The organism is Streptomyces sp. CA-210063 (genome assembly GCF_024612015.1).
GTDB lineage: Bacteria > Actinomycetota > Actinomycetes > Streptomycetales > Streptomycetaceae > Streptomyces.
The window spans coordinates 7,182,231-7,200,519 of sequence record NZ_CP102512.1; the positions used below are offsets into that span (position 1 = coordinate 7,182,231).

At 72.1% G+C, this 18,289-nt stretch carries 17 protein-coding genes; 14 read left to right on the plus strand and 3 right to left on the minus strand.

What is annotated here, in order from left to right:
- The first annotated feature begins 157 nt into the window (after positions 1-157).
- The 8 genes from JIX56_RS31400 to JIX56_RS31435 all read left to right on the plus strand — a co-directional run bounded on the left by JIX56_RS31400 (position 158) and on the right by JIX56_RS31435 (position 9,030).
- Positions 158-1,267, plus strand: a complete 1,110-nt coding sequence (locus JIX56_RS31400) for a nitronate monooxygenase (protein WP_257545483.1) — start codon at positions 158-160, stop codon at positions 1,265-1,267.
- Positions 1,264-2,004 (plus strand): 16S rRNA (uracil(1498)-N(3))-methyltransferase, encoded by a 741-nt coding sequence (locus JIX56_RS31405; RefSeq protein WP_257545485.1) that lies wholly within the window; start codon positions 1,264-1,266, stop codon positions 2,002-2,004. Before JIX56_RS31400 ends, JIX56_RS31405 begins: the two co-directional genes overlap by 4 nt.
- Positions 2,005-2,050: 46 nt before the next feature.
- Complete coding sequence (locus tag JIX56_RS31410) at positions 2,051-2,443, plus strand: VOC family protein (RefSeq protein ID WP_257545487.1); 393 nt, start codon at positions 2,051-2,053, stop codon at positions 2,441-2,443.
- 96 nt (positions 2,444-2,539) lie between these two features.
- Positions 2,540-3,163 carry a hypothetical protein gene (locus JIX56_RS31415; RefSeq protein ID WP_257545489.1) on the plus strand — a complete coding sequence of 208 codons (624 nt, stop codon included), beginning with the start codon at positions 2,540-2,542 and terminating at the stop codon, positions 3,161-3,163.
- Positions 3,164-3,229: 66 nt separating this feature from the next.
- The gene (locus JIX56_RS31420; protein ID WP_257545491.1) at positions 3,230-6,457 is read left to right on the plus strand and encodes a S41 family peptidase; all 3,228 of its coding nucleotides are present in this window, start codon (positions 3,230-3,232) and stop codon (positions 6,455-6,457) included.
- 291 nt (positions 6,458-6,748) lie between these two features.
- A complete protein-coding gene (locus JIX56_RS31425; RefSeq protein ID WP_257545493.1) occupies positions 6,749-7,102 on the plus strand; it encodes an HIT domain-containing protein in 354 nt (117 codons plus the stop codon).
- Between the two features lie 6 nt (positions 7,103-7,108).
- The gene (locus JIX56_RS31430) at positions 7,109-8,017 is read left to right on the plus strand and encodes a ribonuclease Z (RefSeq protein WP_257545495.1); all 909 of its coding nucleotides are present in this window, start codon (positions 7,109-7,111) and stop codon (positions 8,015-8,017) included.
- Between the two features lie 20 nt (positions 8,018-8,037).
- Positions 8,038-9,030 (plus strand): adenosine deaminase, encoded by a 993-nt coding sequence (locus JIX56_RS31435; RefSeq protein WP_257545497.1) that lies wholly within the window; start codon positions 8,038-8,040, stop codon positions 9,028-9,030.
- 34 nt (positions 9,031-9,064) lie between these two features.
- On the opposite strand, the gene JIX56_RS31440 is transcribed toward JIX56_RS31435, so the two are convergent.
- Entirely contained in the window at positions 9,065-10,282 is a 1,218-nt protein-coding gene (locus tag JIX56_RS31440; protein ID WP_257545499.1) for an MFS transporter, read from the minus strand.
- 391 nt (positions 10,283-10,673) lie between these two features.
- On the minus strand, positions 10,674-11,783 hold the full coding sequence (locus JIX56_RS31445; protein WP_257545501.1) for a carbohydrate kinase family protein: 1,110 nt from the start codon (positions 11,781-11,783) through the stop codon (positions 10,674-10,676).
- A gap of 340 nt (positions 11,784-12,123) precedes the next feature.
- Here JIX56_RS31445 and JIX56_RS31450 point away from each other — a divergent pair, with 340 nt between their 5' ends.
- The 5 genes from JIX56_RS31450 to JIX56_RS31470 are packed head-to-tail and all read left to right on the plus strand — an operon-like array spanning position 12,124 to position 15,749.
- Complete coding sequence (locus tag JIX56_RS31450) at positions 12,124-13,176, plus strand: PhoH family protein (RefSeq protein ID WP_257545503.1); 1,053 nt, start codon at positions 12,124-12,126, stop codon at positions 13,174-13,176.
- A 12-nt stretch (positions 13,177-13,188) separates the two neighbouring features.
- Positions 13,189-13,686 carry an rRNA maturation RNase YbeY gene (gene ybeY, locus JIX56_RS31455; protein ID WP_257545505.1) on the plus strand — a complete coding sequence of 166 codons (498 nt, stop codon included), beginning with the start codon at positions 13,189-13,191 and terminating at the stop codon, positions 13,684-13,686.
- Entirely contained in the window at positions 13,683-14,990 is a 1,308-nt protein-coding gene (locus JIX56_RS31460) for a hemolysin family protein (protein ID WP_257545507.1), read from the plus strand. Before ybeY ends, JIX56_RS31460 begins: the two co-directional genes overlap by 4 nt.
- On the plus strand, positions 14,987-15,346 hold the full coding sequence (locus tag JIX56_RS31465; RefSeq protein WP_257545509.1) for an MmcQ/YjbR family DNA-binding protein: 360 nt from the start codon (positions 14,987-14,989) through the stop codon (positions 15,344-15,346). Before JIX56_RS31460 ends, JIX56_RS31465 begins: the two co-directional genes overlap by 4 nt.
- Before the next feature lie 49 nt (positions 15,347-15,395).
- On the plus strand, positions 15,396-15,749 hold the full coding sequence (locus tag JIX56_RS31470) for a cytidine deaminase (protein ID WP_257545511.1): 354 nt from the start codon (positions 15,396-15,398) through the stop codon (positions 15,747-15,749).
- A gap of 49 nt (positions 15,750-15,798) precedes the next feature.
- Here JIX56_RS31470 and JIX56_RS31475 read toward each other — a convergent pair whose 3' ends face one another.
- Positions 15,799-17,373, minus strand: coding sequence for an oxidoreductase (locus JIX56_RS31475; protein ID WP_257545513.1), 1,575 nt, complete (start codon positions 17,371-17,373; stop codon positions 15,799-15,801).
- Between the two features lie 425 nt (positions 17,374-17,798).
- On the opposite strand from JIX56_RS31475, the gene JIX56_RS31480 reads away from it, so the two are divergent.
- Complete coding sequence (locus JIX56_RS31480) at positions 17,799-18,275, plus strand: hypothetical protein (protein WP_257545515.1); 477 nt, start codon at positions 17,799-17,801, stop codon at positions 18,273-18,275.
- The last annotated feature ends 14 nt before the right edge of the window (positions 18,276-18,289 follow it).

Genomic DNA, 18,289 nt, shown 5'->3' on the forward strand with positions numbered 1-18,289 from the left:
CTGTCGGGTGGGTGCGGGCGGTGCGTGGTTGCTCGCGCAGTTCCCCGCGCCCCTTCAGGGGCGCGGGGAACTGCGCGACCAGCCCCCAGGCACCCGCAGTCGAACGACCGGCCGTACCCGATTCGGTGATGTTCCGAGGACGTGGCAACATGCCGTCATGTCCTCCGCACTGACCGATCTCGTCCCGCTCCCGATCGTGCAGGCCCCGATGGCGGGCGGTGTGTCCGTGCCGCAGCTGGCCGCTGCCGTGTCCGAGGCGGGCGGGCTGGGTTTTCTCGCCGCCGGGTACAAGACGGCCGACGGGATGTATCAGGAGATCAAGGCGCTGCGGGCGCTGACCTCGCGTCCCTTCGGCGTGAACCTGTTCATGCCACAGCCGGAGTACGCGGAGCCGGCCGCCGTCGAGGTGTACGCGGAGCAGCTGGCCGGTGAGGCCACCTGGTACGAGGCCGAGCTGGGCGACCCCGACAGCGGGCGCGACGACGGCTACGAGGCCAAGATCGCCGTGCTGCTCGACAACCCGGTGCCGGTGGTGTCGTTCCACTTCGGCTGCCCGACCCCCGAGGTCATCGAGTCCCTCGCCCGCAAGGGCACACTCACCCTGGTCACCGCGACCTCGGCGGAGGAGGCGCAGGCCGTGGAGCGGTCGGGGGCCCACGCCGTGATCGTGCAGGGCGTCGAGGCGGGCGGCCACCAGGGCACCCACCGGGACGACCCGGAGCGGGACCACGCCGGCATCGGCCTGCTCTCCCTGGTCGCCCAGGTCCGCGAGGCCGTGGCGCTGCCGATGGTCGCGGCCGGCGGCATCATGCGCGGCGGCCAGATCGCCGCGCTCCTCACGGCGGGCGTGAGCGCGGCCCAGCTCGGGACGGCGTTCCTCGCCACCACCGAGTCCGGCGCCCACGCCGTGCACAAGCAGGCGCTGACCAACCCCCTCTTCGTCCGTACGGAGCTGACCCGCGCCTTCTCCGGGCGCCCCGCGCGCGGCCTGGTCAACCGGTTCCTGCGTGAGCACGGCCCCTACGCGCCCGTCGCCTACCCCGAGGTCCATCACCTCACCTCGCCGCTGCGCAAGGCCGCCGCCAAGGCCGGGGACGCGCAGGGCATGGCGCTGTGGGCCGGGCAGGGGCACCGGATGGCCCGGGAGCTGCCGGCCGGGGAACTGGTCGAGGTGCTGGCCGCCGAGATCGCCGCCGCGCAGGCCGAGCAGGCCGCCGCGCGGGTCGGCAGTCAGGGCGGCGGACAGGCCGGGGGTGAGGGCCGATGACCGCGCCGGTGTTCGTGGTGGACCGGTTCGACGGCTGGGGATCGGAGATCGTGCTCGACGGCCCCGAGGGGCGGCACGCCGTCTCGGTGAAGCGGCTGCGGCCCGGTGAGGACGTCGTCCTCACCGACGGGCGGGGCCGGTGGCTGGAGGGCGTGGTGAAGGCCGCCGAGGGCAAGGACCGGCTGGTCGTCATGGACGTGGGGAGCCTCCACGAGGAGCCGCCCGCGCAGCCCCGTATCACCGTCGTCCAGGCGCTGCCCAAGGGCGACCGGGGCGAACTGGCCGTCGAGACCATGACCGAGGTCGGCGTCGACGCGATCGTGCCGTGGGCCGCCTCGCGCTGCATCACCCAGTGGAAGGGCGACCGGGGGCTGAAGGCCCTCGCCAAGTGGCGGGCGACCGCGCGGGAGGCGGGCAAGCAGTCCCGCCGGGTGCGGTTCCCCGAGGTCGCGGACGCGGCCACCGGCAAGCAGGTCGCGGCGCTGCTCGCGCAGGCCGACTTCGCCGCCGTACTGCATGAGAGCGGCGACGAGACGCTGGCCACGGCCGAGCTGCCGGCGGCCGGGGAGATCGTGCTCGTCGTGGGGCCCGAAGGGGGTGTGTCTCCGGAAGAGCTGGCGCTCTTCGGCGAGGCGGGCGCGGGGGCGTATCGACTCGGGCCCAGTGTGCTGCGTACATCGACCGCCGGGACGGCGGCCGGGGCGCTGCTGCTGGGCCGAACCGGACGCTGGTCCTGACCGCCCCTCGGTCCCGACCGGCGTCCCCGGATCCCCTGGGAGCAACGTGGAACTCGCACAGGTAAGGCTGCTGGTCTCCGACTTCGCCGCCTGCTACCGCTTCTACGCCGACGTGCTCGGTCTGAAGCCGCAGTCCGGGGCGGCCGACGGGCCGTACGAGAAGTTCAGCCCGACGGTCGGGTCCGCGGGCATCGCCCTGCAGGACCGGGCGATGATGGCCGAGGTGCTCGGGGAACTGGCCGACACGGCGAACGGGCACCGGTCGCTGGTCGTGCTCCGGGTCGACGATCTCGACGACTACTGCGAGCGGATCGTCGAGCGCGGCGCCACGCTCCTGCACGGGCCCGCACCCATGACCGACCGTATGCGCGTGGCCCATCTCAAGGATCCCGAGGGGAACTTGGTGGAGCTGCAGGAATGGCTGCTGCTGCGCGGCTGACGTCCTTCTGTTCGTGACGGCACCGGTTCACCCGTCCCGGCGGCATGGCCGCATGCGGTCTTCCGTGGCGCGGCGGGCGGTGGCAGGCTGCCGTCCATGGGGGCATGGAGGCGTATCAGGGCGTACCGGACAGGCGGGCGTCGGCTCCTGCTGGGAGTCGGGCTCGGAGTCGGCGCGGTCGCGGGCCTCGTGGCCTGCGAGGGCGGCGCGCTCAACACCGGCGCGGTCGCGTACACGACGGACCAGATGGGCACCAAGGAGCTGGAGCGGCAGGGCGTCGACGTCCAGTGGCTCACCTGCACGGCGTCGTACGACGGCGACGGGAACGACGGCGGCGGGAATGACAGCGGCGGGAATGACAGCGGCGGGAACGACGGCGGCGGCGACAAGAAGTCCCAGTCGCCGTCCTCCTCCGTCGACACCGTCGCGAACGTCGACTGCACGGGCGAGGACAAGGAAGGCCGGGACATCACCCTCACCGGGAAGGTGACGAAAGAGGTCAACGGCAAGTGCGTACGCGGCGACCTGACCGCGAAGGTCGGCGGCAAGGAGTGGTTTCACGTCGACGTGCTCGGCAACTGCGATGCCCCCGACCCGACTCCCAGTGCCGGGTTGCCCGACCCCGACCAGCCGGACCAGCCCGGGCCGACCGTCACGGTCACCGTCACGCAGACCATCTGGTGCCAGAAGGACCCGCAGTGCTGGCCCGAGGGCAAGTGAGGCCCGGCGCGAGGGACATGATCCAAACCCCTCCCCATCAGACCGAACGCTGCTTACAGTGACCGGGTGACTCAGCTCGCGTATCTCCGGTATCCGCATCTGTACGGCGACTTGATCGCCTTCACCGCCGAGGACGACGTGTGGGTCGCGCCTCTCGACGGCGGCCGCGCCTGGCGGGTCAGCGCGGACAACGTGCCCGTGAACCATCCGCGTATCTCCCCGGACGGCACCACCGTTGCGTGGACCTCCACGCGGGACGGCGCGCCCGAGGTCCACGTCGCGCCCATCGACGGCGGTCCTGCCAAACGCCTCACCTACTGGGGCAGTTGGCGGACCCAGGTGCGCGGCTGGACCCCCGACGGCCAGGTCCTCGCGCTCAGCACGCACGGCCAGGCCAGCCTCCGGCGCAGCTGGGCCCGGGCGGTCCCGCTCGACGGCGGCCCGGCCACCACCCTCCCGTACGGGCCGGTCGGCGATGTCGCCCACGGCCCCGCCACCGTGCTGCTGTCCGCGCCGATGGGCCGCGAGGCCGCCTGGTGGAAGCGGTACCGGGGCGGCACGGCGGGCAAGCTGTGGATCGACCGGGCCGACGAGAGCGGGGAAGGCGCCGGGGAATTCGTCCGGCTGCACACCGACTTGGACGGGAACCTCGAGTATCCGCTGTGGGTCGGCGACCGGATCGCGTTCCTGTCCGACCACGAGGGGGTCGGGGCGCTGTACTCCTCCCTCGCTGACGGATCGGACTTGCGGCGGCACACTCCTGTCGACGGCTTCTACGCCCGGCACGCGGCCACCGACGGCACGCGGGTCGTGTACTCCTCCGTCGGTGAACTGTGGCTGCTCGACGACCTGGACGGGGCCGAGCCGCGCAGGCTCGACATCCGGCTGGGCGGGCAGCGCGTCGACCTCCAGCCCTTCCCGGTGAACGCCTCCCGCTGGTTCGGCTCCGCCTCGCCCGACCACACCGCCCGGGGCAGCGCGGTCTCCGTGCGCGGGTCCGTCCACTGGATCACCCACCGCTCCGGCCCCGCCAGGGCGCTCGCCGCCGAACACGGCGTACGGGCCCGGCTGCCGCGCACCTTCCGGGTGGAGGGCGAGGAGTGGGTGGTGTGGGTGACGGACGCCGAGGGCGACGACGCACTGGAGTTCGCCCCGTCGACCGGCGTCGGCCCCGGGGCGACCCCGCGCCGGCTCGCCGCCGGGCAGCTGGGCCGTGTCCTCGGGCTCGCCGTGGCACCCGACGGCAGCCGGGTCGCGATCGCCACGCACGACGGCCGGGTGCTGCTCGTCGAGCGGGAGACGGGAGAGGTCCGCGAGGTGGACCGCAGCGAGGACGGCGAGGTGACCGGGCTCGTCTTCTCGCCCGACTCGGCGTGGCTCGCCTGGTCGCACCCCGGCCCGGGCTCCCTGCGCCAGCTCAAGCTCGCCAACTCCGCCGACCTGTCCGTCACCGAGGCGACCCCGCTCCGCTTCCAGGACTCCTCACCGGCGTTCACGCTCGACGGCAAGCACCTCGCCTTCCTCTCCGCGCGCGCCTTCGACCCGGTCTACGACGAACACGTCTTCGACCTTCACTTCGTCAGCGGCGCCCGCCCGCACCTCATCACGCTCGCCGCGACCACGCCGTCCCCGTTCGGGCCGCAGCGCCACGGCCGGCCGTTCGAGGCGCCCGACAAGGACGAGACCCCGGACAGCGAGGGCGCCCCCGCCACCCGTATCGACCTCGAAGGGCTCGCCGACCGGATCGTCCCCTTCCCGGTCGAGGCCGCCCGCTACTCGACGCTCCGCGCCGCCAAGGACGGCGTGCTGTGGCTGCGCCACCCGGTCACCGGCGTCCTCGGCCACTCCCGGGCCACGCCCGACGATCCGGACCCGAAGACCTCCCTGGAGCGGTACGACCTCGCCCAGCGGCGCCTCGAATACCTCGCCTCCGACGCCGACCACTACGCCGTCAGCGGCGACGGCAAGCGCGTCCTGCTCTGGACCGACGGCAAGCTCAAGGTCGTCCCCAGTGACCGGCGCGCCTCGAACGACGACGAGAGCGACACCAACATCACCGTCGACCTCTCGCTCGTACGGCAGACCGTCGACCCGGCCGCCGAGTGGCGCCAGATGTACGACGAGACCGGCCGCCTCATGCGGGACAACTTCTGGCGCCCGGACCTGGGCGGAGTGGACTGGGACGGCGTCCTGGACCGGTACCGCCCGGTCCTCGACCGACTCGCCACGCACGACGACCTGGTGGACCTCCTCTGGGAAGTACAGGGCGAGCTGGGCACCTCCCACGCGTACGTCACCCCGCGCGGCCGGGGCGGCTTCGGCGACCGGCGGCAGGGGCTGCTCGGGGCGGACATCTCCCGGCACGAGGACGGCCCGCAGGGATCGGCACTGTGGCGGATCGACCGGGTGCTGCCGTCCGAGACCTCCGACCCGGACGCGCATGCGCCGCTCGCCGCGCCCGGCGTGGCCGTGCGGGCCGGGGACGCGATCATCGCCGTGGGCGGGCAGCCGGTCGATCCGGTGGCCGGGCCCGGGCCGCTGCTCGTCGGTACGGCGGGCAAGGCGGTCGAGCTGACCGTCCTGCCGTCCGGCGGCGGGGACGTCCGCCACGCCGTCGTGGTGCCCATCTCCGACGAGGAGCCCCTGCGGTACCACGCGTGGGTGGCGGACCGGCGGGCCTACGTCCACGAGAAGTCCGGCGGCCGGCTCGGGTACCTCCATGTGCCCGACATGGTCGGCTCCGGCTGGGCGCAGCTCCACCGCGACCTCCGCATCGAGGTCGCCCGGGAGGGGCTCGTCGTGGACGTCCGGGAGAACCGGGGCGGCCACACGTCGCAGCTCGTCGTGGAGAAGCTCGCGCGGCGGATCGTCGGCTGGGACCTGCCGCGCGGGATGCGGCCGTCCAGCTATCCCGACGACGCGCCCCGGGGGCCCGTCGTCGCCGTCGCCAACGAGTTCTCCGGGTCCGACGGGGACATCGTCAACGCGGCGATCAAGGCGTTGGGGATCGGGCCGGTGGTCGGTACGCGGACGTGGGGAGGCGTCGTCGGGATCGACAGCCGGTACCGGCTGGTCGACGGGACGCGGGTGACGCAGCCGAAGTACGCCTTCTGGCTGGAGGGGTACGGGTGGGGGGTCGAGAACCACGGGGTCGATCCGGATGTGGAGGTCGTCCAGACGCCGCAGGACTATGCGGCCGGCCGGGATCCTCAGCTGGACGAGGCGATCCGGATCGCGCTGGCGGGGCTTGAGGAAACCCCGGCGAAGGCGGCACCGGCGCTGCCGGGGGCGTAGGCGCGGGGGAGCTCGGGGGTGCCTGTGCGTTGGCGGGTGCGGGTGGGGGGTGGTTGCTCGCGCCCCTGAAAAGCAGGGGCTGCGCCCCTTGCTTTCGGCCCGCAGGGGCCGTGTCTTTTAAGGGGCGCGGGGAACTGCGCGACCAGCCCCCACCCACCCGCAGACAACCGACTGCCGAGCGGGGTAGAAGGGGCGGCAGCCCCTGGGGACGGGAATGGGTAAGGGCGGCGGGGGCGCAATCCCCTCGATACGATGCCCCGGTAGGTGATCACCGGTGGCTGGGAGGCACGTATGGCTGGGGAGCCGCAGGACGACTGTCTGTTCTGCAAGATCGCGGCGGGACACGTACCGGCGACAATCGTGAGGGAGACCCAGACGACCGTCGCGTTCAGGGACATCAACCCACAGGCGCCGACGCACGTCCTGATCATCCCGAAGGCGCACTACGCGGACGCCGCGACCCTCGCCGCCGCCGCCCCGGAACTCGCCGCGGACGTCCTCCGCGAGACGCAGGCAGTCGCCGACGAGGACAAACTGGAGAGCTACCGGATCGTCTTCAACACCGGCACCGGCGCCGGCCAGACCGTGTTCCACGCGCACGCCCACGTCGTCGGCGGTCGCGGCATGCAGTGGCCCCCCGGGTAACGAGTCGTGTCCGTACGTGAATTGGTGGTCCTCGGCACCGCCAGCCAGGTCCCGACCCGGCACCGCAACCACAACGGCTATCTGCTGCGCTGGGACGCGGAGGGGCTGCTCTTCGACCCGGGCGAGGGCACCCAGCGGCAGATGCTGCGCGCCGGGGTCGCGGCGCACGACCTGAACCGCATATGCGTCACCCACTTCCACGGGGATCACTCGCTGGGGCTCGCAGGCGTCATCCAGCGGATCAATCTGGACCGTGTGCCCCATGACGTCACCGCCCACTACCCGCGCTCCGGGCAGCGGTTCTTCGACCGGCTGCGGTACGCCACCGCGTACCGGGAGACGGTCCGGATCATCGAGAACCCGGTCGAAGGGGAGGGCGGGGCACTGGCCCTCACCCCCTCGTACACGCTGGAGGCGCGCAAGCTCTCGCACCCCGTCGAGTCGTACGGGTACCGGCTCGTCGAGCCCGACGGGCGCCGCATGCTGCCCGAGCGGCTCGCCGAACGCGGGATCAAGGGGCCGGACATCGGGCGGATCCAGCGGGAGGGCGCGATCGGCGGGGTCTCGCTCGACGAGGTGAGCGAACTGAGGCGCGGCCAGCGGTTCGCGTTCGTCATGGACACACGCTTGTGCGACGGGGTCTACGCCCTCGCCGACGCGGCCGACATGCTTGTCATCGAGTCCACCTTCCTGAACGAGGACATCGAACTCGCCGTCGACCACGGGCATCTGACGGCCGGTCAGGCCGCCTCTGTCGCCCGCGACTGCGGGGTACGGCATCTCGTCCTCACCCACTTCAGCCAGCGCTACTCCGAGCCCGAGGAGTTCGAACGGCAGGCGCGGGCCGCCGGGTTCGAGGGGGAGCTGACCGTGGCCCACGACCTGCTGAGGGTGGCGCTTCCGAAACGGCGGTAGCGCAGCCGTACGATGCTTTGATGTCCCTCCCCAAAGCTGAACTGCACCTGCACATCGAAGGAACCCTGGAGCCGGAGCTGGCCTTCGCGCTGGCCGCCCGGAACGGGGTCGCGTTGCCGTACGCGGACACGGACGAGCTCCGCAAGGCGTACGAGTTCGAGGACCTGCAGTCCTTTCTGAACCTGTACTACGAGCTGATGGCCGTCCTCCGCACCGAGGAGGACTTCGCGGACCTCGCCGACGCCTATCTCGCCCGCGCCGCCGCCCAGGGCGTACGACACGCGGAGATCTTCTTCGACCCGCAGGCCCATATCGCGCGGGGCGTGGCGATGGGGACGGTCGTCGAGGGGCTGTGGCGGGCGCTGGGGAGGAGCGAGGAGACGCACGGGGTGTCCACCCAGCTGATCCTCTGCTTCCTGCGGGACGAGTCCGCCGCGTCGGCCCTCGACACCCTGGAGGCCGCGAAGCCGTATCTCGACCGGATCGTCGGGATCGGGCTGGACTCCGCCGAGGTCGGGCATCCGCCGGTCAAGTTCCGTGAGGTGTACGAGGCGGCCGCCGCGCTCGGGCTGCGGCGCGTGGCGCACGCGGGGGAGGAGGGGCCGCCGGAGTACATCACCGAGGCCCTCGACGTCCTCGGCGTCGAGCGCGTCGACCACGGGCTCCGGTGCATGGAGGACCCGGCCCTCGTCGAGCGGCTGGTGCGCGAGCGCGTCCCGCTGACGCTGTGCCCGCTGTCGAACGTCCGGCTGCGGACCGTCGACACCCTCGCCGACCATCCCCTGCCCGCCATGCTCGACGCGGGCCTGCTCTGCACGGTCAACTCCGACGACCCCGCGTACTTCGGCGGGTACGCCGGTGACAACTTCGACGCCGTGCGGCGGACGCTTGGCCTGAGCGAGGACCGGCTGCGCGAGCTGGCCCGCAACTCCTTCACGGCCTCCTTCCTGGAGCACGACGAGGAGCGGCGGGCCCGGTATCTCGCCGAGGTGGACGCGTACGAGTTCGGGTGACGGAACTTTTTTGAGGGGGGAGGGTCCTCAGGGCTCAGGCCGCCGGGCGGTACTGCGGTTGCTCGGGAGTCGCCCGGGCCTGGGCCTCGACCCGCTCCCGCTCCTGGTAGCGGGCGTGTTCCGTCGTGGGGGTCGTCGCGCGCAGGGCCACCCAGGTCATGGGGGCCGTGAGGAGGACAAGGCCCACGGCCAGGATCGCGCCCATCGTCGGGTAGCCGGCGTGGGCCGAGAGCAGACTGCCGACGAGGGGGCCGGCGGCCGTGCCGAGCGAGGACGCGGAGCCGATGAGGACCGCCCAGCGGCCGCGCGGGTCGAGGGACGCGGCGAGGCCGATGAGGTACGACAGGACGACCGGGTAGAGCGTGTTCCAGGCGATCTCGCCCGTCGCGAAGGTCGGCAGGTCGGTCGCGGTGGCGCTGAGCGCGATACAGCCGGCGATGAGGGCGGTACCGGCGCCGATGGGGAGCGCGCGGCCGAAGCGCGCGCCCAGCGCACTCGCCCCGATCACCCCGAGCAGGCCCGCGCCGAGCGCCATCGCGAAGACCGCGCCGACGGTGACCTCGGTGAGCCCGGCCTGGGTGGTGCCGATACGGCCGCTGACGCCCCAGAGGGAGTTCTGGGCCAGGGACCACAGGAGGAGCGTGACGGCGAGGGTCAGGCCGTGGCGGGGGTGCGGGAGCGGGCCCCGTTCCCGGGCGACCCGGGCGGTGGCCGCCGGGGTGTCGAGCCCGGTGGTCGCCGGGAGGGTGAGCAGGGCCGTGAGGGCGAGGGCGGCGAGCGGGAGGCCGTGGCCGGGGCCCAGGTGGGGGATCGTCAGATACAGGGCGCCGGCCAGCGCCGAGACGCTCAACAGGCCCAGCGTCGAGGCCCGGTGCGGGTCGCGCTGCGCGGCGATGCCGGTCGCGGCCACGGCGGTCGCCGTACCGGAGCCGAAGCCGCCGAGGACCGCGCCCGCGACCACCGCGGGCAGGGCGGTGCTGAGCGCGGCGGTGCCGTAGCCGGCGGCGGCGAGCAGCAGGCCCGCGCGGGCGAGGCGGCGGGGGCCGACGCGTTCCACCTGGGCGGCGAGCGTGAAGCCCGCCGTGGCCGAACCCAGCAGCAGGGCACTGCCGATGGCGCCGGCCTCGGTGGTGGTGAGGGGGAGGGCCGCGTCGAGTCTGCCGACCGTGGTGGGCAGGAGGTACGCGGCGAGATACCCGGCCGTGAAAAGGGCGACGAGAGGCCAGGGCGGGGTGGTGGTGCGGGGGGACACGGGCGTTCCTGGGCGTGCGAAGGTGCGGCTCAAAAAGGGGGATTGGGCGGCTGGCTGTCGACGGACAGGGACGCGCGGAGAATTTGTATCAAGGAGGCGGGGAGGGGAAGAAACGCGGGGGGTGTGATCTGGGGCACGTTGCGTTTGGGGTGCGGCGGGCGGGGCAGACGCAGAGGCCGTTCGGAGGGGTCGGCCGCGGGTGGGTGGGGGCTGGTCGCGCAGTTCCCCACGCCCCTGAAAGACACGGCCCTGCGGGCCGAAAAGCACGGGGCGCAGCCCCTGCCTTTCAGGGGCGCGGGGAACTGCGCGACCAGCCACGACGGACCCGTACTCACCCGACAACCCCCGCCACCCGAGCTCTCACGCGCTCACGCGCTCACGCGCGGCAGCGTCAGGCGGAGCGGCGGAAGCCGATCGTCGGCACGGCACGGCGCAGCGGCCAGGGGCTGACATGCTCCTTCGGGAGGAGGTCCTCCAGGAAGGCGTACCGGCGCAGGGCCGTCGGGTCCTGGCCCTCCAGGGACTGCACCCGGCGCCACCACGCGGCGATCTCGGACCAGCCGGGGGCCGAGAGCGAACCGCCGAACTCCTGGACCGACAGCGCGGCGGTCAGACCCGCGAAGGCCAGCCGGTCCGCCAGCGGCCAGTCCGCCAGGGTGCCGGTGACGAAACCGGCGACGAACACATCACCCGCGCCCGTGGGGTCCATGGCCTCCACGGCGATCGCCGGCACCTCCGCCGTCTCGCCGGTCCGGCCGTCCACGGCGTACGCGCCCTCCGCGCCCAGCGTCACCACGGCCACCGGGACGTGGTCGGTGAGGGCGCGGGCGGCGGCCCGGGGGCACTCGGACCGGGTGTACAGCATCGCCTCCTGGGCGTTGGGCAGGAACGCCTCGCAGTGGGCGAGATCGGCGAGCCCCGCCAGGTCCCAGGCGCCGGTCTCGTCCCAGCCGACGTCCGCGAAGATCCGGGTGCCCCTGCTCGCGGCCTGGGCGATCCAGGGGGCACGTACGCCGGGCGTGAGGGAGGCGACGGCGGCGCGCGCGGGGGGCGGGCACTCCGGCGCGGACTCCTCCGGGGGCGCCTCGTGGCCGTGGGAGACCATCGTGCGCTCGCCCTCGTACGCCATGGAGACGGTGACCGGGGAGTGCCAGCCGGGGACCGTACGGGAGGTGGAGAGGTCGATGCCCTCGCCCTGTTCCAGGGCGTCCCAGCAGTACTCCCCGTAGTGGTCGTCGCCGAAGGCCGCCGCGAGGGAGGTCCTCAGGCCGAGGCGGGCCAGGGCTGTGGCCATGTTCGCGACACCTCCGGGGCTCGACCCCATTCCGCGTGCCCAGGACTCCGTTCCGCGCACCGGGGCGGAGTCGAGGCCGGTGAAGATGATGTCGAGGAAGACGGTGCCGGTCAGATACACGTCCCAGGGCGGGTCGGCCGGCGCTCTCAGGTCCCTCAGCGGGTCGACCTGGGGCCGGTGCGGTCGCTCTCCCTTGAACGCGGTCACGATGTGCTCCCTGGCGGTGGTGCGGATCCAGCCAGTCTGCACCAAGCGCTCCGCGGAGTGGCGGGGGAGAGCTCGGGGGTTGGGGGTGCGTCGGCGGGTGCGGGTGCGTGGTGGTTGCTCGCGCAGGTCCCCGCGCCCCTTGCAAGACGCGGGGCTTGTGTCGTTGTGCGGCTCCGCCACGTGGGCGCGACCAGCCACGTACGACCGGCAGCCCGGCAACCACACGCGGCCCCGAGCCCTCCCCGGTAAAAGCCCTACGGCACTGTCACCCCTGCGTCGTACCCTGGAAGCAAGCGCAGCAGCACCGCTTCGAGGAGGAACCGCGGCCCAGAGCCGGCTCATGACTCAGACACCCACAGCCCACACCCCCGCGCAGGCGAGAGCACAGTTCACCGTCCCCGCGGCGCACCCCATGGTGACCGTGCTGGGTTCCGGCGACTCCCTCCTGCGCGTGATCGAGAAGGCCTTCCCGGCGGTCGACATCCATGTCCGGGGCAATGAGATCAGCGCGGTCGGCGACGCCCCCGAAGTCGCTCTCGTCCAGCGCCTGTTCGACGAGATGATGCTGGTGCTCCGCACCGGACAGCCGATGACGGAGGACGCAGTGGAACGCTCGATCGCCATGCTGAGAGCGAGTGACAACGGGCAGAGCGACGGCCAGGAGACCCCGGCCGAGGTCCTGACGCAGAACATCCTGTCCTCGCGCGGCCGCACCATCCGCCCCAAGACGCTCAACCAGAAGCGGTACGTCGACGCCATCGACAAGCACACCGTCGTCTTCGGCATCGGCCCCGCCGGCACCGGCAAGACCTACCTGGCCATGGCCAAGGCCGTCCAGGCACTCCAGTCCAAGCAGGTCAACCGCATCATCCTGACCCGCCCGGCGGTCGAGGCCGGAGAGCGCCTGGGCTTCCTCCCCGGCACGCTCTACGAGAAGATCGACCCGTATCTGCGCCCGCTGTACGACGCGCTGCACGACATGCTGGATCCGGACTCGATCCCCAGACTCATGGCCGCCGGAACGATCGAGGTCGCACCCCTGGCGTACATGCGCGGCCGGACGCTCAACGACGCCTTCATCATCCTCGACGAGGCCCAGAACACCTCGCCCGAGCAGATGAAGATGTTCCTCACCCGCCTCGGCTTCGACTCGAAGATCGTGATCACGGGTGACGTGACGCAGGTCGACCTGCCGAACGGCACGAAGTCCGGTCTGCGCCAGGTCCAGGACATCCTGGAGGGCCTCGACGACGTGCACTTCTCCCGGCTGTCGTCCCAGGATGTCGTTCGGCACAAGCTGGTCGGCCGTATCGTCGACGCGTACGAGAAGTACGACAGCGAGAACGGTACGGAGAACGGCACCCACAAGGGCGCCCGTAACAAGCGGAAGTAGACCAGCACGACCATGTCGATCGACGTCAACAACGAGTCCGGAACCGAGGTCGACGAGCAGGCGATCCTCGACATTGCCCGCTACGCGCTGACACGGATGCGCATCCACCCCCTCTCCGAGCTCTCGGTGATCGTCGTGGACGCCGACGCCATGGAGCAGCTGCACATCCAGTGGATGGACCTGCCCGGTCCGACCGATGTCATGTCCTTCCCGATGGACGAGCTGCGTCCGCCGTCGAAGGACGACGCCGAGCCACCGCAGGGACTGCTCGGGGACATCGTGCTCTGCCCCGAGGTCGCCGAGAAGCAGGGCAAGGAAGCGGACACGCAGCACTCCATGGACGAGGAGCTCCAGCTCCTCACCGTCCACGGAGTGCTGCACCTGCTCGGCTACGACCACGAGGAGCCGGACGAGAAGGCCGAGATGTTCGGCCTCCAGGCCGCCATCGTGGACGGCTGGCGCGCGGAGAAGGGCCACACCGGCCCCTCCCCGGCACCGACCGTGTCATGAGCGCGACCCTCATCAGTGGTGCCGTCGCCCTGGTCGTCGTCGCGTGGCTCGCCGCCTGCGCGGAGGCGGGCCTCGCGCGTGTCTCCAGCTTCCGCGCCGAGGAGGCCGTACGGTCCGGGCGGCGCGGCAGCGCGGGGCTCGCCCAGATCGCGGCCGACCCGACCCGCTATCTGAACGTCGCGCTGCTGATGCGCGTGGTCTGCGAGATGGCCGCCGCCGCGCTCGTCACCTACGCCTGTCTGCAGGAGTTCGACGCGACCTGGGAGGCCCTGACCATCGCCATCGGCGTCATGGTCCTCGTCAGCTACGTGGCCGTCGGCGTCTCCCCGCGCACCATCGGCCGCCAGCACCCCCTGAACACGGCCACGGCGGCGGCGTACATCCTGCTGCCCCTGGCCCGGATCATGGGCCCCATCCCGTCCCTCCTGATCCTCATCGGTAACGCGCTGACGCCCGGCAAGGGCTTCCGTCGCGGCCCCTTCGCCTCCGAGGCCGAGCTGCGCGCGCTGGTCGACCTCGCCGAGAAGGAGTCCCTGATCGAGGCCGAGGAGCGCCGCATGGTGCACTCGATCTTCGAACTGGGCGACACCCTCGTCCGCGAGGTGATGGTCCCGCGCACGGACCTCGTCGCCATCGAGCGCTACAAGACGATCCGCCAGGCCCTGACCCTCGCCCTGCGGTCCGGCTTCTCGCGCATCCCGGTCACCGGCGAGAACGAGGACGACATCGTCGGGATCGTCTACCTGAAGGACCTGGCCCGCAAGACGCACATCAGCCGGGACGCCGAGAGCGAACTGGTGTCCACGGCCATGCGCCCCGCGGTCTTCGTCCCCGACACCAAGAACGCGGGTGACCTGCTCCGCGAGATGCAGCAGGAGCGCAACCACGTCGCCGTCGTGATCGACGAGTACGGCGGCACCGCCGGCATCGTCACCATCGAGGACATCCTGGAGGAGATCGTCGGCGAGATCACCGACGAGTACGACCGTGAGCTGCCGCCGGTGGAGGAGTTGGGCGACGACCGTTACCGCGTCACCGCCCGCCTCGACATCACCGACCTCGGCGAGCTGTACGGCCTGGACGCCTACGACGACGAGGACGTGGAGACCGTGGGTGGGCTGCTGGCCAAGGCCCTGGGCCGCGTCCCCATCGCCGGCGCCTCCTCGGTCGTGGCCCTCCCGGACGAGCGCGAACTGAGGCTCACGGCGGAGGCCGCCGCCGGTCGCCGGAACAAGATCGTCACGGTTCTGGTGGAGCCGATCGGCCCCGCCGAGCCGGCGGAGGAGGAGACGAAGCCGGAGTGACACCACACGAGTTGCGCGCTTTCTGTCTGTCCTTCAACGAGGCCGTCGAGGACTTCCCCTTCCGCCCCGAGATCTCCGTCTTCAAGGTCCTGGGCAAGATGTTCGCCCTGAGCTGGACGGAAGAGCGCCCCCTGAAGGTCAACCTCAAGTGCGACCCCGAGGACGCGATCCGGCTGCGCACCGAGCACCCCGGCCTCATCACCCCCGGCTACCACATGAACAAGCGCCACTGGAACACGGTGAGGGTGGACGGCGATCTCCCCGACAGTCTCGTCAAGGAGCTGATCGAGGACTCGTACGACCTGGTGGTGGCCGGTCTGCCGCGCGCGGAGCGGCTCCGTCTCGACCGGGCGTGACGCACCCCCGTGGCGTGGTGGGCCGCCCCCGGCTCCGTATGCTCGGGGCATGACCGACAGCAGCGCGCTCGACCCCGAGGACCGCAAGATCGTCACCCTGGCCCGTTCCGCGCGGGCCCGCAACGGTGTGCCCGAGGGAGCGGCCGTACGCGACGAGACGGGCCGTACGTATGTGGCCGGGACCGTGGCCCTGGAGTCCCTGAAGCTGAGCGCACTGCGCACGGCTGTCGCCATGGCGGTGGCGTCCGGCGCGAAGTCCCTGGAGGCGGCGGCCGTGGTGACCGGCTCCGAGACCGTCTCCGACGAGGACCGGGCCGCCGTACGGGACCTCGGTGGCCCGGAGACGCCGGTGCTGGTGGCCGGGCCGGACGGGGCGGTGCGGGTGACGGTGACGGCGGGCTGAACCCCGGCGGGGTCAGTTCTTCTGCAGCGTGCGGGTCACCCCGGCGGGGTCAGTTCTTCTGCAGCGTGCGGGTCACCCCCGCGATGACGGCTGTCGTCAGGATCCAGCCGAGGGCGATCAGGGTGTAGGCCAGCCACTGGAGGGTGTCGTCCGTCCAGTACCAGGCGGTGCGTTGGCCCAGGCCGCCGATGGGGATGAGCAGGTCGAGGGTGTAGACGAACGGCTGGAAGGGGGCGCCCTCGCCCCGCTTCACCGCGGTGGGGGAGCCGCTGGCGAACGCCGTCGTGCCCAGCAGGGTGAGGGCGAGGAGCCAGACCCCGGCAAGCCAGGGGCGGTAGCCGTAGCCGACGGTGACGTCGAGGAGGTGGCCCCAGATGCGGGCTGCCGGGGAGAGCGTGCGGCGCCGGTGGCGTTGCTTGGCGAGGAGGACGCGGCGGGCGTCGTCGTCGTGGCCGGCCTTGCGGTACCAGCTCGCGAGCTGTTCGTAGGGCTGCGGGCTGTATCCGGGGCTGCTCCGTATCCACGCCACCCGGCGGGCCACGGACTCCCGGTCGCCCACGGCCTCTCGGCGCTCGCCGTTCGTCCCTGCGGTCTTGATGGAACCGTAGACGAAGCCGTCCAGCTCCACCCTCTCCGGCCAGCTGTGCTCGTTCTCGTGCAGGTACGACACCTGCGCGCCCCGCAGGTCGATGGTGCCGGACGGGGTTTGGGCGAGGGTGAGGTCGAAGTCGGCGGCCTGCATGAGCATGGCGACCAGGGCCGGGCCGGTGCCTCCGGCGCCGTCGGGGGCTCCCTCCAGGACGGCGCCCTCGAAGGTCAGATTGTCCGTGATCTGGGTGCCGCGCAGACGGACCGTGCCGTGGGAGACGAATCCGTCGGAGCAGTCGACCGTCTGGGCGACGGCGTTGTCCAGGGCGAGGGTCACGCCGTGCGGGCCCGGCCGTTCCAGACGGGCCCCTTGCAGGAACAGTCCGCCGGGCAACTGGGCGCCCAGCAGCCGGATCTCACCGACGGCGACGAATCCGCGCCGGCAGAAGAGGCCTCCCTCGACAACCAGGCCACCGGCGGCCATCGCCCATCCGTCGGGGGCGAGCAGCCGGGCCTTGTTCAGCATGATGCCGCCGGCCACATGGGCGTTGACGAGCGACAGGGCGGTGCTCGCACGGTGGAAGGGGGAAGAGGGCGGCCTCGCTTCCACCTGGGTGCCGTGCAGATCGAGACGTCCCCCGATCCGGCTCGCCCCGGCCTCCAGCCTGGGCACCCGGCTGCCCATGATCGCGACCGTCCGCGTCTCCGCCCCGTAGAGGTTCACCTCCTGCTCGAACCAGCACTCCTCCAGCCACAGGGGATGCTCGATCCGGGCGCCGGCCAGGTCGAGGGGGCCGGAGATCCGCGCCCCGGCGAGAGAGAGCGAGCCGACCCCGCCGGGCCGCTGGGCGACGTTGGAGCCGAGCAGCAGCGCCGCGATCACCGCCGCCCGCACCGTCCGCTCCGGCCCCCACTCCCCGCCCCCGGCGACCCGGTCATCCTCCGGCGTCCCCGTCCGTAGATCGACCCGCCGCCCCTCCGGAAACGCGTCCCACAGCCCACGCTCCGGATCCGTCAACTCGTCATAGGAGAGCACCCCTCCAGGTTAGTGATCTTCGGCCCACGCTGTCAGGAGTCGCCCGCGCCGTAGTGTTACGGCCGGTAACAGCCCTTCGAGCTGCGCGAAAATCACGCGCGGACGAGTGGACACCCGACCCCGGCGGCCGACAACCCGCACGGCGCGGGACAGAACACCCCAACAGCCGGACCCTGCTGACGAGTTGCCCGACGTCGTCGGCGGTCGGCTTCGGCCACTTTCGTCGACCCTTGGTGCATCCACCAGAACATCTCTTGCAATCTTGGGCCGCTCGCGTCTCAATGGAGCCGTTCTCTTGGCGGACCGTCAGATTCCGCCGCGCGGCCGCGCACTGCTCCGCCCCCACATGGCAACGCCCGTACCGGGCTGTACGAGGCTTCCCCAGGCCCCGGACACATCCCGTACCAGGGAAGGGACTTCGCTCGATGAGACGCATACGACTCGGAGCCGGCGCGGCGCTCGTGGCAGGGACGCTGGCCGTCACCGGCCTCGCGCTCGCCCCGACCGCCGTGGCTGTCACCCCGGACACCGCGACGATCAACGCCACCTGCACGATCGGCGGTTCCGGCGTGGCCACGCTCACGGCCACGCAGACCGGCACCACCGCCACGATCACCGTCTCCTCCGAGGAGATCACCGCCCCGATCGCCCTCGGTGAGGACTCGATCCAGTCCACGCTCACCCTCGTGAAGGCGAGCGGCGGCACGACCGCCTTCACCGGCACCGAGAACCCGGCGCTGGCGATGGGTGACGGCGTCACCGTCGGCCCCCTCACCGGCACCGTCGCCCCCGGCGACAGCCTGGAGGCGTTCGGCGGCTCGCTGCAGATGGTGATCCTGGGCTTCACCGTGACGTGCACCGCCGGCGAGGCACAGTCGCCGGGGCCGTTCGTCTTCGACTGAGCCGACCGCCCATG

Excerpts from the sequence above, each read along its gene's own strand:
- JIX56_RS31400 (WP_257545483.1), top strand. The coding sequence starts at position 158 with ATGTCCTCCGCACTGACCGATCTCGTCCCGCTCCCGATCGTGCAGGCC.
- JIX56_RS31405 (WP_257545485.1), top strand. The coding sequence starts at position 1,264 with ATGACCGCGCCGGTGTTCGTGGTGGACCGGTTCGACGGCTGGGGATCG.
- JIX56_RS31415 (WP_257545489.1), top strand. The coding sequence starts at position 2,540 with ATGGGGGCATGGAGGCGTATCAGGGCGTACCGGACAGGCGGGCGTCGG.
- JIX56_RS31425 (WP_257545493.1), top strand. The coding sequence starts at position 6,749 with ATGGCTGGGGAGCCGCAGGACGACTGTCTGTTCTGCAAGATCGCGGCG.
- JIX56_RS31435 (WP_257545497.1), top strand. The coding sequence starts at position 8,038 with ATGTCCCTCCCCAAAGCTGAACTGCACCTGCACATCGAAGGAACCCTG.
- JIX56_RS31450 (WP_257545503.1), top strand. The coding sequence starts at position 12,124 with ATGACTCAGACACCCACAGCCCACACCCCCGCGCAGGCGAGAGCACAG.
- ybeY (WP_257545505.1), top strand. The coding sequence starts at position 13,189 with ATGTCGATCGACGTCAACAACGAGTCCGGAACCGAGGTCGACGAGCAG.
- JIX56_RS31460 (WP_257545507.1), top strand. The coding sequence starts at position 13,683 with ATGAGCGCGACCCTCATCAGTGGTGCCGTCGCCCTGGTCGTCGTCGCG.
- JIX56_RS31470 (WP_257545511.1), top strand. The coding sequence starts at position 15,396 with ATGACCGACAGCAGCGCGCTCGACCCCGAGGACCGCAAGATCGTCACC.
- JIX56_RS31480 (WP_257545515.1), top strand. The coding sequence starts at position 17,799 with ATGAGACGCATACGACTCGGAGCCGGCGCGGCGCTCGTGGCAGGGACG.